Genomic DNA, 13,399 nt, shown 5'->3' with positions numbered 1-13,399 from the left:
GGGAGAAACATTCATGAACCTTTCCAAGTTCTTCATCGATCGGCCGATCTTTGCCGGCGTGCTCTCGCTGCTGATGCTGATCGCGGGCCTGATCGCGCTGCGCGGGCTGCCGATCTCCGAGTACCCTGAGGTGGCGCCGCCCTCGGTGGTGGTGCGGGCCCAGTACCCGGGCGCCAATCCCAAGGTGATCGCCGAGACCGTGGCCACGCCGCTGGAGGAATCGATCAACGGCGTCGAGGGCATGCTCTACATGGGCAGCCAGGCCACCACCGACGGCGTGATGACGCTGACCGTCACCTTCAAGCTCGGCACCGACCCCGACAAGGCGCAGCAGCTGGTCCAGAACCGGGTCTCGCAGGCCGAGCCGCGGCTGCCGGAAGAGGTGCGCCGCCTCGGCATCACGACGGTGAAAAGCGCGCCCGACCTGACGATGGTCGTGCACCTGGTATCGCCCAACAACCGCTACGACATCAACTACCTGCGCAACTACGGGGTGCTGAACGTGAAGGACCGGCTCGCGCGCATCCAGGGCGTGGGACAGGTGCAGATCTTCGGTGGCGGCGAGTATTCGATGCGCGTCTGGCTCGACCCGCAGAAGGTCGCGCAGCGTGGCCTGTCGGCCAGTGACGTGGTGGCGGCGATCCGCGGCCAGAACGTGCAGGCCGCGGCGGGCGTGGTCGGCGCTTCGCCGGGTCTCTCCGGCGTCGACATGCAGTTGTCGATCAACGCGCAGGGCCGGCTGCAGAGCGAGGAAGAGTTCGGCGACATCATCGTCAAGACCGGCACCGACGGCGCCGTGACGCGGCTGCGCGACATCGGCCGCCTCGAGATGGGCGCGGCCGACTACTCGCTGCGCTCGTTGCTGAACAACGACGCCGCGGTCGGCATGGGCGTGTTCCAGGCGCCGGGATCCAACGCGCTCGACATCTCGCGCGACGTTCGCAAGACGATGGACGAGATCGCGAAGAACATGCCCGAGGGCGTGGAGTACCGCATCGCCTACGACCCGACGCAGTTCGTGCGGGCCTCGATCGAGTCGGTGATCCACACGCTGCTCGAGGCCATCGCGCTGGTGGTGCTGGTGGTGATCCTGTTCCTGCAGACCTGGCGCGCATCGATCATTCCGCTGCTGGCGGTGCCGGTGTCGGTGATCGGCACCTTCGCGGTGTTGCACCTGCTGGGCTTCTCGATCAACGCGCTGAGCCTGTTCGGGCTGGTGCTGGCGATCGGCATCGTGGTGGACGACGCGATCGTGGTGGTCGAGAACGTCGAGCGCAACATCGAGGCCGGACTGACGCCGCGCGAGGCCACCTACCGCGCGATGCGCGAGGTCTCCGGGCCGATCATCGCGATCGCGCTGGTGCTGGTCGCGGTGTTCGTGCCGCTGGCCTTCATCAGCGGGCTCACGGGGCAGTTCTACCGCCAGTTCGCGGTCACGATCGCGATCTCGACCGTGATCTCGGCGATCAATTCGCTCACGCTGTCGCCGGCGCTCGCGGCACTGCTGCTGCGCAGCCACGATGCGCCCAAGGATGCGCTGACGCGCGGCATGGATCGGGCCTTCGGCTGGCTGTTCCGAGGCTTCAACAGGTTCTTCCATCGCGGCGCCGAGGCCTACAGCGGCGGCGTCAAGGGCGTGATCTCGCGCAAGACGCTGATGCTGGTGATCTACCTGGCGCTGATCGGCCTGACCTTCGGCCTGTTCAAGGCGGTGCCCAGCGGCTTCGTGCCGGCGCAGGACAAGCAGTACCTGATCGGTTTCGCTCAGTTGCCCGACGGCGCCACGCTCGACCGCACCGAGGACGTGATCCAGCGCATGGGCGACATCGTGAAGAAGAACCCGAACGTGGAAGACGCGATCGCGTTCCCGGGGCTGTCGATCAACGGTTTCACCAACAGCTCCAATTCGGGCGTCGTCTTCGTGACCCTGAAGCCCTTTGCCGAGCGCAAGCGCGCCGACCAGAGCGGCGGTGCGATCGCGGGCCAGCTGAACCAGCAATTCGCCGGCATCCAGGAGGCCTTCATCGTGATGTTCCCGCCGCCACCGGTCGCGGGGCTCGGCACCACGGGCGGCTTCAAGCTGCAGCTGGAGGATCGAGGCTCGGTCGGCTACGAGGCGATGGACGCGGCGGTCAAGGCCTTCATGGCCAAGGCCTCGCAGGCACCGGAACTCACGGGCCTGTTCACCAGCTGGCAGGTCAACGTGCCGCAGCTCTACGCCGACATCGACCGCACCAAGGCGCGCCAGCTCGGCGTGCCGGTGACGGATGTCTTCGACACCATGCAGATCTACCTCGGCAGCCTGTATGCGAACGACTTCAACAAGTTCGGGCGCACCTACAGCGTGCGGGTTCAGGCCGACGCACCGTACCGCGCCCGCGCCGAGGACGTCGGCCTGCTCAAGGTGCGCTCGAACTCGGGCGAGATGGTGCCGCTGGCGGCGCTGATGAAGGTCAATTCGAGCTTCGGCCCGGAACGCGCGATGCGCTACAACGGCTACCTGGCCGCCGACGTCAACGGCGGCCCGGCACCGGGCTATTCGTCGGGCCAGGCGCAGGACGCGATCGAGCGGATCGCGGCCGAGACCCTGCCCAAGGGCGTCAGCTACGAATGGACCGAACTGACCTATCAGGAGATCCTGGCCGGCAACTCGGCGCTGCTGGTGTTCCCGCTGGCGATCCTGCTGGTGTTCCTGGTGCTGGCGGCGCAGTACGAGAGCCTCACGCTGCCGCTGGCGATCCTCATGATCGTGCCGATGGGCATCCTGGCCGCGATGACGGGCGTGTGGCTCTCGAACGGCGACAACAACGTCTTCACGCAGATCGGGCTGATCGTGCTGGTCGGGCTCAGTGCCAAGAACGCGATCCTGATCGTGGAGTTCGCGCGCGAACTCGAGTTCGCCGGGCGCACGCCGATCCAGGCCGCGATCGAGGCCAGCCGGCTGCGGCTGCGCCCGATCCTGATGACCTCGCTGGCCTTCGTGATGGGTGTGCTGCCACTGGTGCTCGCCACCGGCGCCGGCGCGGAAATGCGCTCGGCGATGGGCGTGGCGGTGTTCGCCGGGATGATCGGCGTGACCGCCTTCGGCCTGTTCCTGACGCCGGTCTTCTACGTGGCGGTGCGGCAGATGGCCGGCAATCGGCCCCTCAAGTTGCATGGCGAGGTGCCGCATCTCGACGCCTTCGTGTCGGCCGAGCACCCAGCCGGCGGCGGCGCGGGCGGCGGACTGCACCCCTCGCCCGCGGCGCCGCGGCATGACCACGAGTAGGCGCCATGGCGTCTCTACCCAGAAAGCTCATCATGAATTCAAGACTTGAAACCCGAGGCCGGCCATGGCGCGCCGCATGGCTGCCCCTGTTCGCCGCACTGGTGCTGGCCGGCTGCGCGACCGCGCCGGCCGAGCTGCCGACCTTCACGCCGCCTGCGCAGTTCAAGGAACAGGCGGCGGCCGCCCCGGAAGGCGCCTGGACCCGCGTGCAACCCGCCGAGGCGCAGCCGCGCGGCGAATGGTGGCGCGCCTTCGACGACCCGGTGCTCGACCGGCTGATCGAACGTGCGGATGCCCGCAACACCAGCATCCAGGCGGCCGCGGCCCGGCTGGCCGAGGCCCGGGCGCTGGCCCGCGACAAGGACGCCGACCGCGCGCCGCAGATCGGCCTGGCCGCCGGCGGCGTGCGCAGCGCCGGCCTGAACCGCAATCCGACCCCGCGGCCCTCGACGCTGGTCACGGCCGGCTTCGACTTCTCCTACGAGCTGGACCTGTTCGGCAAGTTGTCGCGCGCCAGCGAGGCGGCGCAACTCGACGCCGATTCGCGCGCCGGCCTGTTGCAGAGCACGCGGCTGCTGGTGCAGGCCGAAGTGGCGCAGACCTATCTGGCGCTGCGCGCGATCGATGCCGAGCGCGCGCTGGTGCGCGACACGGTCGAGGCCTACCGCGACACGCTGCGCCTGACGCAGAGCCGCGAGCGGGCAGGGGACGTGGCCGAGCTCGACGTCGTGCGGGTCGAAACCGAGGTGGCGTCCACCGAGTCCGATGCCCTGACGCTCGACCGGCGCCGCGCGGAGATCGAGCATGCGCTGGCGGTGCTGGCCGGCGACCTCGCCTCGGATTTCGGCGTCGGCACGGACGAGTGGTCGACCACCTTGCCCACCATCCCGCCGGGCGTGCCGGCCACCGTGCTGACGCGGCGGCCCGACATCTCGGCGGCCCAGCAGGCCGTGCTGGCGGCGCAGGCGCGGGTCGGTGTCGCGCAGGCGGCGTGGTTCCCGGACCTCGCCCTGACCGGCGGCGCCGGCTACGCGTCCGCGGACATCGGCGACCTGCTGAAGTGGTCGGCCCGCTCCTGGGGCATCGGCGCCTTGCTCGCGCTGCCGGTCTTCGACGGTGGCCGGCGCGAGGCCGGCGTGCAAGGCGCGTCGGCGCAGCTCGACGGCGCCCTGGCCAACTACCGGGCGCAGGTGCTGGTGGCGTTCAGGGACGTCGAGGATCAGTTGTCGTCGCTGCGCATCCTCGAGCAGCAGTCGGGCGTGCAGGCCAAGGCGGTGGCTTCCGCGATCCGGGCGACCACGCTGTCGGACTCGCGCTATCGCAACGGCATGGTCAGCCAGCTCGATCTGCTCGATGCGCGCCGCAGCGAGTTGCAGAACCGGCGGCAGGCGCTGCAGGTGCGAGCGGCTCAGTACCAGGCGACGGTGGGACTGATCCGTGCGCTGGGCGGGAGCTGGGAGGCGCAGGTGGCGCAGGCCACGCCGCCGGGCGACGCCAAGGCGCAGGTGGCGGCGCGCTGAGCCCTGGCGTTCACATGCGGGTCTCCGGTGCGTTGGCTGGATCCACCAGCTTGCGCAGCGCGTTGGCCCCCATGACGAGCGCGCTCGAATAGCTGGGTTGCGGCGTCGCGGCCGTGAGGATGCGGCTGTAGTGGATCGCCTCGGCGGCGTCGCTGTTGAGGGCTTCCAGGATGACCCAGAAGAACTGATGTGTCTCGCGCTCTTCGACCGTGAGCGCTATGTCGCGTGATGCTGGCATTCGCCGGAGTCCTCGTTCTCGTGGAGGTCTCGAAGCTAAGGGCGAAACATATGAATGCTTTCGACTTCGTTTTGAGAGCGCGCGCCCGAACGTGATGGAGTTCACGTAAAGCACAATCTCTCCATGACTTCCAACATGCAAGGCGGCCGGGCGCGCTGCGTCATGGTGCTGGGCACCACCAGCGGAGCCGGCAAGAGCTGGCTGGCGACCGCGCTGTGCCGCTGGTATGCGCGCCAGGGGCTTCGGGTGGCGCCGTTCAAGGCACAGAACATGAGCAACAACGCGCGCGTGGTGGCGGGCGGCGAAATCGGCAGCGCCCAGTACTTCCAGGCGCTGGCGGCGCGCGCCGAGCCCGACGTGCGCATGAATCCGCTGCTGCTCAAGCCCGAGCGCGACACGCACAGCCAGGTGGTGCTGATGGGGCAGGTGAGCAGCGAGCTCTCGACGCTGCCCTGGCGCGGGCGCAGCGAGCGGGTCTGGCCGCAGATCGCGCAGGCGCTCGACGAACTGCGCGCCGAGAACGACGTGGTGGTGATCGAGGGCGCCGGCTCGCCGGCCGAGATCAATCTGATGGCCAGCGACATCGTCAATCTGCGGGTGGCGCGCCATGCGGCGGCGCGCTGCCTGCTGGTGACCGACATCGACCGCGGCGGCGCCTTCGCGCACCTCTATGGCACCTGGGCCCTGATGCCGGAAGAGGACCGCTCGCTGCTCGCCGGCTTCGTCCTCAACATGTTCCGCGGCGACGCGGCGCTGCTCGCGCCGGCGCCGCAGCAACTCGAGGCACTGACCGGCGTGCCCACGGTCGCGACCCTGCCGATGTGGTGGCAGCACGGTCTGCCCGAGGAGGACGGCGTGTTCGACGACCGCAGCAGGTCGAACGGGGAAGTCACCCGCACCATTGCCGTGATCGCCTACCCCCGGATCAGCAACCTCGACGAATTCCAGCCGCTGAAGAACATCGCCGGCGTGCGCCTGTGCTGGGCGCGCAGTCCGGCCGACGTGGCGGACGCGGACTGGATCGTGCTGCCCGGCTCGAAGAACACCAGCGGCGACCTGGACTGGCTCAGGGGCCAGGGCCTGGACCGCGCGGTGGCCGCGCATGCCGCGCGCGGCGGGGCGGTGCTGGGTGTCTGCGGCGGGCTGCAGATGCTGGGCGAGGCGCTGATCGACCCGCACGGCGTCGATGGCAACGGGCCTGGCCTGGGCCTGCTGCCGGTGGTCACCACCTTCGCCCAGGACAAGACGGTGCGCCAGCGCGAGGCGGCGTTCGACACCCTGACCGGCCCCTGGGGCGCGCTCTCGGGCGTCGCGGTGCGCGGCTACGAGATCCATCACGGCCAGACGGCCGAGCATCCCGCGATGGCGGCGAGCGGCGACCGCGCCGTGGCTGTGATGCCCGATGGCCTCGCCTGGCAGAACGGCGCCGGCAACGTGCTCGGGCTCTACCTGCACGGCCTGTTCGAGGATCCGGCGGCGCTGAACGCGCTCTTCGGCGTGGCTGCGCGCACGCTCGACGTCGTGTTCGACGGCCTGGCCGACCACATCGATTCCCACTTTGAAGCGGGCGTGCTGCGCTCCCTGATCGAATGACCCTAGACATCTTCCCCATCGACGACCTCGACGACCCGGCGCTTGCCGCACGCCTGCAGCAGCGGCTCGACGGCAAGACCAAGCCGGTCGGCGCCCTCGGCCGGCTGGAGGCGCTGGCCTTGCGGCTGGGCACCATTCTCGGCACCGAGACGCCGGCACTGGCGGCGCCTCAGATGCTGGTCTGCGCCGCCGACCACGGCCTGGCCGCGCGCGGCATCTCGGCCTATCCGAGCGACGTGACCTGGCAGATGGTGCAGAACTTCCTCGCCGGTGGCGCGGCCGTCAGCGTGCTGGCGCGGCAGCACGGACTGGCGCTGACCGTGGTGGATTGCGGCGTGCGGCATGACTTCGCACCGACCGAGGGGCTCCTGATCCGCAAGATCGCGGCCGGCACCGCCGACGCCTCGATCGGCCCGGCCATGAGCGCTGCGCAGTGCGGGCAGGCCATCGCCAACGGCATGGCGGTCGTGCGCACGCTGCCGGGCAATGCGCTGCTGCTCGGCGAGATGGGCATCGGCAATTCATCCGCGGCAGCGATGCTGCTGGCGCGGCTCGCGAACCAGGATATCGACGCCTGCACCGGGAGCGGCACCGGTCTCGACGCCAGCGGCCGGGCCCGCAAGCGCGAGGTGCTGCGCGGCGTGCTCGACCTGCACGCCGACGCCACCGCGCCGCTGGACGCATTGGCGGCCTTCGGCGGCTTCGAGATCGCGACGCTGGTCGGCGCGGTGCTGCAGGCCGCGCACGAGCGCCGCGTGATCGTGGTCGACGGATTCATCGCCAGCGCCGCGGTGCTGGTCGCGGCGGCGCTGCGGCCGCAGGTCGTGCAGCGCTGCGTGGCGGCGCACGAATCGGCCGAGCCCGGCCATCGCCTGCTGCTCAATCATTTGCGGCTCGAACCGCTGCTTCGGCTCGACCTGCGGCTGGGCGAAGGTTCGGGCGCGGCGCTGGCCTGGCCGCTGCTCGAGTCGGCGTGCCGCATCCTGCACGAGATGGCCAGCTTCGAGTCGGCGGGGGTTTCGGGCCGGGAGAATCAATGAACGGCGTGCGCCACTTCCTGCTGGCGCTGCAGTTCTTCACGCGCGTGCCGGTCACGGGCGGGCTGGCGGGCTGGGTCGGTTTCAGTCCGGCGATGCTGCGCGCCAGCGCGGCGCATTTCCCCGGTGTCGGCTGGCTGGTCGGCGCGGTCGGGGCCGGTGTCTTTCTCGTGGTGCAGGCGGGTCTTCCGGGCCTGGCCGGCGCCTGCGTGGCGGCACTGCTGTCGACCGTCGCGACCGTGCTGATGACCGGTGCCTTCCACGAAGACGGGCTGGCCGACGTGGCGGACGGGCTGGGCGGGTCGGCCGATCGGTCGCGCGCGCTCGAGATCATGAAGGACTCGCGCATCGGGGCCTTCGGGGCGATCGCGCTGGTGCTGACACTGGGCCTCAAGGTGGCGCTGCTGGCGGCGCTGGCGGGGCAGGGCGCGCTCGGCGCGGCCGTGGCGCTGGCGAGCGCCCACGTGCTGTCGCGGCTCGCGCCCTTGTTCCTGATCCGGCGGCTGCCCTATGTCGGCGACGCCAATGGCGCAAGCAAGGCCAAGCCCCTGGCCGATGCGATCAGCGGCGGTGCCCTGCTGGTCGGTGCCGCGTGGTCCCTCCCGGCCGTCCTGCTGCTGCTCCTGGCCCATGGCATGGCGCATGGTCTCGCCGCCATCGGCCTGTGCGCCGTGGCCGCCCTGTACATGGCGCGGCTCTTCAAACGCCGGCTCCACGGCTTCACCGGCGACGGCCTGGGGGCGACCCAGCAGGTCTGCGAGCTCGCCATCTATCTCGCACTAGTCTGGCAGCCATGAAGCTGCTGCTGATCCGCCATGCGAAGACGACCGCGGCCGACGGGTTCTGCTACGGCCGCACCGATGTGCCCGTGCTCGCCGAGCTGACACAGGCGGCGGCGCTGCAGGTGGCCTCCGGGTTGCCCGCCGGTGCCGCGATGGCCTGCTCGCCGCTGAGTCGTTGCCGCGACCTGGCGCAGGCCATTTGCGCGCTGCGGCCCGACCTGCGCGCGGTGCCCGATCCGCGGCTGGCCGAGATGGACCTCGGCGCCTGGGAAGAACGCGACTGGGCCGCGATCGAGCGCGCCGAACTCGAGGCCTGGAGCCGCGACTTCGCCGACACGCGCGCGGGCGGCAGCGGCGAGAGCACGCGCCAGTTCATGCAGCGGGTGGCCGGCGCCTTCGACGCCTGGCGCGACAGCGGACGCGATGCGATCTGGGTCACGCATGCCGGCGTGATCCGTGCGGTGCGGCTGCTGCACGGCGGCATGCGATGCGTCGAACGCGCCGACCAGTGGCCGGGCGAGCCGATCGCCTTCGGGGCGATGGTCACCTTCGAAAGCTGACTCATGCGTGAGCGGCGGCCGGCTCGCAAGCGTCGCCGGATCCGCGCGGTCAAGGCGCGGGCGTCTTGGGCTTGTAGTCGCACCAGGGCGCCACTGCGCACTGCCAGCACAGCGGCTTGCGCGCCACGCAGACATAGCGGCCGTGCAGGATCAACCAGTGGTGGGCATGCAGGCGGTACGCCTCGGGCACCCGTTTCTCGAGCTTGAGCTCGACCTCCAGCGGGGTCTTCCCGGGGGCCAGACCGGTGCGGTTGCCGATCCGGAAGATGTGCGTGTCAACCGCCATGGTGGGCTCGCCGAAGGCGACGTTGAGCACCACGTTGGCGGTCTTGCGGCCGACGCCCGGCAGGGCCTCGAGTTCGGCGCGCGTCCTGGGCACCTCGCCACCGTGCAGTTCGACCAGCATGCGGCAGGCCTCCACCAAGTGCTTCGCCTTGCTGCGGTAGAGGCCGATGGTCTTGATGTAGCCCTCCAGGCCCTCGACGCCGAGGTCCAGGATCGCCTGCGGCGTGTTGGCAACCGGGAACAGCCTGCGCGTCGCCTTGTTGACGCCGACGTCGGTCGCCTGGGCGGACAGCAGCACGGCGGCAAGAAGCTCGAAGGGCGTCTGGTACTCGAGTTCGGTCTCGGGCGTCGGGTTGGCCGCCTGGAGCGTGGCGAAGAACGGCTCGATATCTGATTTCTTCATCGTGGCGGGGAGTTTAGTGAGGCGCCCGGCCGTGTTGCCGCACGCTGCGACAATCTCCTTCTGCAACTCCTCCGAAGAAGGCTCTCATGCAATTCGCCTCCCGCCTCGACAACGTCGAAACCTCCGCCATTCGCGAACTCTTCAAGCTGCTGGGCACGCCCGGCATCATCAGCTTCGCGGGCGGCTTCCCCGACAGCGCGATGTTCGATGTCGAGGGGCTGAAGGAGGCCAGCGCCAAGGCGCTGGCCGAAGAGCCCGGCGGCGCCCTGCAGTACGGCGCCACCGAAGGCTATGAGCCGCTGCGCACGCAGCTCAGTGCCTTCATGAAGACCAAGGGCGTCGAGGTCGATCCCAGCGGCCTGATCGTCACCACCGGCAGCCAGCAGGCGCTGGACCTGCTCGGCAAGACGCTGATCTCGCCCGGCGACAAGGTGATCGTCGAAGGCCCGACCTTCCTCGCGACCATCCAGTGTTTTCGCCTGTACGGCGCGCAGTTGATCAGTGCACCGATCGACGCCAACGGCGTGCGCACCGACGAACTCGAGAAGCTCATCGCCGAGCACAAGCCGAAGTTCGTCTACCTGATCCCGACCTTCGGCAACCCGAGCGGCGCGATGCTGAGCCTGGAGCGGCGCAAGAAGGTGCTCGAGATGGCGGTCAGGCACCAGACGCTGATCGTGGAGGACGACCCCTACGGCGACCTCTACTTCGACCAGGCACCGCCGCCGTCGATCATGTCGCTCACCAAGGATGTGCCCGGCAGCCGGGAACTCGTCGCGCATTGCGGCAGCCTCAGCAAGGTGCTGAGCCCGGGCCTGCGCATCGGCTGGATGATCGGCCCGGCCGAGCTGCTGGCCAAGGCCACCATGTGCAAGCAGTTCAGCGACGCCCACACCAGCACCTTCGCGCAGGCGACGGCCGCGCAGTACCTCAAGAGCGGCCGCATGCCGGCCACGCTGGCCAATGTGCGCAAGGTCTATGCGGAACGGGCGCTGGCCATGGGCGAGGCGCTCCGGAAGGAACTCGGCGATGCCGTCACCTTCACGCAGCCGGGCGGCGGCCTGTTCTTCTGGGCGCGTCTCACGGGCGCGAACGGCAAGATCGACGACGCCAACGTGCTCGCCAAGCGGGCGATCGAAAAGCTCGTGGCCTTCGTGCCCGGCGCGCCCTTCTTCGCCGAGAAGCCGGACGTCGCGACGCTGCGGCTGAGCTTTGCGACTGCCAACGTCGATAAGATCCGCGAAGGCATTGCGCGGCTGGGCGCGGCGCTGTAGTTTTCGCGCGACCGTCGGCACGGGGCCGTCATCGAACTGACACCGCGCTTTCGTCGCGGCGTCATCCGTTGTCTTTAACTTCATGGGTTGATCTCCCGATCTTCATACCCATGAAAGAACCACGCATGACCGCGAACATCCCTTCGGACGCCCCCCAGATCGACCCGGACGACATCGGCTACAACAAGACATCGAACCCCTCCTTCGGCGACCTGGTCGAGGCGCGCCTGAGCCGCCGCAATCTGTTCGGGCTCGGCGTCGGCAGCGCCAGCGTCGCGCTGCTTCAGGCCTGTGGCGGCGGCGGAAGCAATGGATTCCTGCCCGTCGCGGCACCGGCTCCCGCGCCTTCGCCGGCACCGGCCCCTGTGCCTTCGCCCGCACCGGCCAGCACCAAGCTCGGCTTCACCGCCGTGCCGAAGAGCCTTGCCGACGTGGTCTCGGTACCCCTGGGCTATACGGCGAGCGTGCTGTACCGACTCGGCGACCCGATCGCGGCAGGCGTTCCGGCCTATCTGAACGACGGCACCGACGCGCCCGCCAGCTACGATCAGCGGGCCGGCGACCACCATGACGGCATGACCTACTTCGGCATCAACGCGTCGAACAAGTGGGACCCGGCGGCCGCGGCGCGCGGCCTGCTCGCGATGAACCACGAGGCGATCACGGCGCTGTTCCTGCATCCCACCGGCCAGACCATCGTCGGCTCCGGCAACGCCGCCGTGCGCAGCGTCGCCGCCGAGGTGCAGCGCGAGTTCTTCGTGCACGGCGTGAGCGTGATCGAGGTCGCCAGGAACGGCAGCGCCTGGAGCTACAAGCAGGACTCGACCTTCAACCGCCGTGTCCACACGCTGACCGAGATGCAGTTCTCGGGCCCGGCTGCGAAGACCAACTACCTGAAGACCAAGTACTCGATCGACGGCAGCAAGACCCGCGGCACGGTCAACAACTGCGCCAACGGCACCACGCCCTGGGGCACCTATCTCACCTGCGAGGAGAACTGGGCCGGCTACTTCCGCCGCATCGCGGTGAACGACGATCCGAGCCGCAACGCGAAGGAAATCGCCGCCTTCGGACGCTACGGCGTCGCGGGCACGGGCCGCGAACTCTGGGCCACGGTCACGCCCGACACGGCCGACAACCTCTATGGCCGCTGGAACACCGAGGTCATCGGCGGTGCGGCCAGTGCCGTGGATGACTATCGCAACGGTGCCAACACCTACGGCTGGGTGGTGGAGATCGACCCCTTCACACCCGCCAGCACGCCCAGGAAGCGCACCGCGCTGGGCCGCTTCGGCCATGAGGGCGCGTGCCTCGGCCCGGTCGTGGTCGGCAAGCCGCTGGTCTGGTACATGGGCGACGACTCGCAGAACGAGTACATCTACAAATTCGTCTCGACAAAGGCATGGGACGCGGCCGACGTCAACGGCGGCATCGCGGCCGGCGACAAGTACATGGACGACGGCAAGCTCTACGTGGCCAGGTTCAACGCCGACGGCACCGGAACCTGGCTCGAGCTCGCGCTTGGCGTCAACGGTATCACGGCCGGCAACCCTGCCTATGCCTTCGCCGATGCGGCAGATGTGCTGGTCAACGTCCGACTTGCGGCCGACGCGGCCGGTGCGACCAAGATGGACCGGCCCGAGTGGACGGCCGTCAACCCGAAGAACGGCGAGGTGTACGTGACCCTCACGAACAACTCGGCGCGCCCCGTGGGCGGCACCGACGCGGCCAATCCGCGGTCCTACAACGACCCCAAGGGTCCGGGCCAGACGGCGCAGAAGGGCAATCCGAACGGCCACATCGTCCGCTTCGCGGATGCGAACGGCAACCCGGCCGCCACGACCTTCAAGTGGGATGTCTATCTGTTCGGCGCGCGCTCCACGGCCTCGGCCGACGTCAACCTGTCGAGCCTGGTCGCCGACAACGACTTCTCGAGCCCCGACGGCATGTGGTTCAGCTCGGCGACTGCCGGCCTGCTCTGGCTCGAGACCGACGACAGCAAGTACACGGACGTGACCAACTGCATGATGCTGGCCGCGCTGCCGGGCCAGGTGGGCGATGGTGCCGCGAAGACCATCACCAACGTGGACGGCGCCACCAGCGCCACGCAGGCGACCTTCGTCGGCAAGGCGCCTGGCACGGAGGGCTTGCGTCGCTTCCTCGTCGGTCCGAAGGATTGCGAGATCACCGGCATCGCCGAATCCGGCGACGGCCGTGCGCTGTTCGTGAACATCCAGCACCCGGGCGAGACCACGCCGGCCGCCAGCATCAGCGACCCGAGCAAGTTCGGCAGTCACTGGCCCCAGGGTGGAACGGCGCGGCCGCGCTCGGCCACGGTGGTGATCACGAAGGACGACGGCGGCTTGATCGGGCTCTGAGGCGAAGCGCCCTCGGGATGGCGTTGACGGGAGCCCGCGCGGGATCCTGGCGGCCACCCGA

At 69.4% G+C, this 13,399-nt stretch carries 10 protein-coding genes; 8 read left to right on the top strand and 2 right to left on the bottom strand.

Going from position 1 to position 13,399, the window contains the following annotated elements:
• The first annotated feature begins 13 nt into the window (after window positions 1-13).
• Together AB4Z46_RS06205 and AB4Z46_RS06200 are read left to right on the top strand one after the other, a co-directional pair.
• Complete coding sequence (locus AB4Z46_RS06205; protein ID WP_442282605.1) at window positions 14-3,268, top strand: efflux RND transporter permease subunit; 3,255 nt, start codon at window positions 14-16, stop codon at window positions 3,266-3,268.
• Window positions 3,269-3,300: 32 nt separating this feature from the next.
• Window positions 3,301-4,788, top strand: a complete 1,488-nt coding sequence (locus tag AB4Z46_RS06200; protein ID WP_442282604.1) for an efflux transporter outer membrane subunit — start codon at window positions 3,301-3,303, stop codon at window positions 4,786-4,788.
• 10 nt (window positions 4,789-4,798) lie between these two features.
• Here AB4Z46_RS06200 and AB4Z46_RS06195 read toward each other — a convergent pair whose 3' ends face one another.
• On the bottom strand, window positions 4,799-5,026 hold the full coding sequence (locus AB4Z46_RS06195) for a hypothetical protein (protein ID WP_442282603.1): 228 nt from the start codon (window positions 5,024-5,026) through the stop codon (window positions 4,799-4,801).
• 135 nt (window positions 5,027-5,161) lie between these two features.
• Here AB4Z46_RS06195 and AB4Z46_RS06190 point away from each other — a divergent pair, with 135 nt between their 5' ends.
• Genes AB4Z46_RS06190 through AB4Z46_RS06175 form a run of 4 tightly spaced genes read left to right on the top strand, consistent with a single transcriptional unit; the run spans window position 5,162 to window position 8,998 of the window.
• Window positions 5,162-6,619, top strand: a complete 1,458-nt coding sequence (locus AB4Z46_RS06190; RefSeq protein ID WP_442282819.1) for a cobyric acid synthase — start codon at window positions 5,162-5,164, stop codon at window positions 6,617-6,619.
• Window positions 6,616-7,659, top strand: a complete 1,044-nt coding sequence (gene cobT / locus AB4Z46_RS06185; RefSeq protein WP_442282602.1) for a nicotinate-nucleotide--dimethylbenzimidazole phosphoribosyltransferase — start codon at window positions 6,616-6,618, stop codon at window positions 7,657-7,659. Before AB4Z46_RS06190 ends, cobT begins: the two co-directional genes overlap by 4 nt.
• Window positions 7,656-8,453, top strand: coding sequence for an adenosylcobinamide-GDP ribazoletransferase (gene cobS / locus AB4Z46_RS06180; protein WP_442282601.1), 798 nt, complete (start codon window positions 7,656-7,658; stop codon window positions 8,451-8,453). Before cobT ends, cobS begins: the two co-directional genes overlap by 4 nt.
• The gene (locus AB4Z46_RS06175; RefSeq protein WP_442282600.1) at window positions 8,450-8,998 is read left to right on the top strand and encodes a histidine phosphatase family protein; all 549 of its coding nucleotides are present in this window, start codon (window positions 8,450-8,452) and stop codon (window positions 8,996-8,998) included. Before cobS ends, AB4Z46_RS06175 begins: the two co-directional genes overlap by 4 nt.
• Before the next feature lie 49 nt (window positions 8,999-9,047).
• Here the strand turns inward: AB4Z46_RS06175 and nth are convergent, their stop codons facing one another.
• On the bottom strand, window positions 9,048-9,686 hold the full coding sequence (nth, locus tag AB4Z46_RS06170) for an endonuclease III (protein ID WP_442282599.1): 639 nt from the start codon (window positions 9,684-9,686) through the stop codon (window positions 9,048-9,050).
• Window positions 9,687-9,772: 86 nt separating this feature from the next.
• Here nth and AB4Z46_RS06165 point away from each other — a divergent pair, with 86 nt between their 5' ends.
• Window positions 9,773-10,960, top strand: a complete 1,188-nt coding sequence (locus tag AB4Z46_RS06165) for an aminotransferase-like domain-containing protein (protein ID WP_442282598.1) — start codon at window positions 9,773-9,775, stop codon at window positions 10,958-10,960.
• A gap of 125 nt (window positions 10,961-11,085) precedes the next feature.
• On the top strand, window positions 11,086-13,338 hold the full coding sequence (locus AB4Z46_RS06160) for a PhoX family protein (protein ID WP_442282597.1): 2,253 nt from the start codon (window positions 11,086-11,088) through the stop codon (window positions 13,336-13,338).
• Window positions 13,339-13,399: the final 61 nt, after the last annotated feature.

Origin of the sequence: Variovorax sp. M-6 (genome assembly GCF_052114385.1) — a bacterium.
Classification (GTDB): Bacteria; Pseudomonadota; Gammaproteobacteria; order Burkholderiales; family Burkholderiaceae_C; genus Variovorax.
The sequence above is the reverse complement of the archived record's forward strand: the minus strand, read 5'-3'. Positions and strand labels throughout refer to the sequence as shown.

What these genes read in the sequence shown, in the direction of transcription:
- cobT (WP_442282602.1), top strand. Translation starts at nt 6,616, where the DNA reads ATGACCCTAGACATCTTCCCCATCGACGACCTCGACGACCCGGCGCTT.
- AB4Z46_RS06195 (WP_442282603.1), bottom strand. Translation starts at nt 5,026, where the DNA reads ATGCCAGCATCACGCGACATAGCGCTCACGGTCGAAGAGCGCGAGACA.
- AB4Z46_RS06205 (WP_442282605.1), top strand. Translation starts at nt 14, where the DNA reads ATGAACCTTTCCAAGTTCTTCATCGATCGGCCGATCTTTGCCGGCGTG.
- AB4Z46_RS06175 (WP_442282600.1), top strand. Translation starts at nt 8,450, where the DNA reads ATGAAGCTGCTGCTGATCCGCCATGCGAAGACGACCGCGGCCGACGGG.
- AB4Z46_RS06200 (WP_442282604.1), top strand. Translation starts at nt 3,301, where the DNA reads ATGAATTCAAGACTTGAAACCCGAGGCCGGCCATGGCGCGCCGCATGG.
- cobS (WP_442282601.1), top strand. Translation starts at nt 7,656, where the DNA reads ATGAACGGCGTGCGCCACTTCCTGCTGGCGCTGCAGTTCTTCACGCGC.
- AB4Z46_RS06190 (WP_442282819.1), top strand. Translation starts at nt 5,162, where the DNA reads ATGCAAGGCGGCCGGGCGCGCTGCGTCATGGTGCTGGGCACCACCAGC.
- nth (WP_442282599.1), bottom strand. Translation starts at nt 9,686, where the DNA reads ATGAAGAAATCAGATATCGAGCCGTTCTTCGCCACGCTCCAGGCGGCC.
- AB4Z46_RS06165 (WP_442282598.1), top strand. Translation starts at nt 9,773, where the DNA reads ATGCAATTCGCCTCCCGCCTCGACAACGTCGAAACCTCCGCCATTCGC.
- AB4Z46_RS06160 (WP_442282597.1), top strand. Translation starts at nt 11,086, where the DNA reads ATGACCGCGAACATCCCTTCGGACGCCCCCCAGATCGACCCGGACGAC.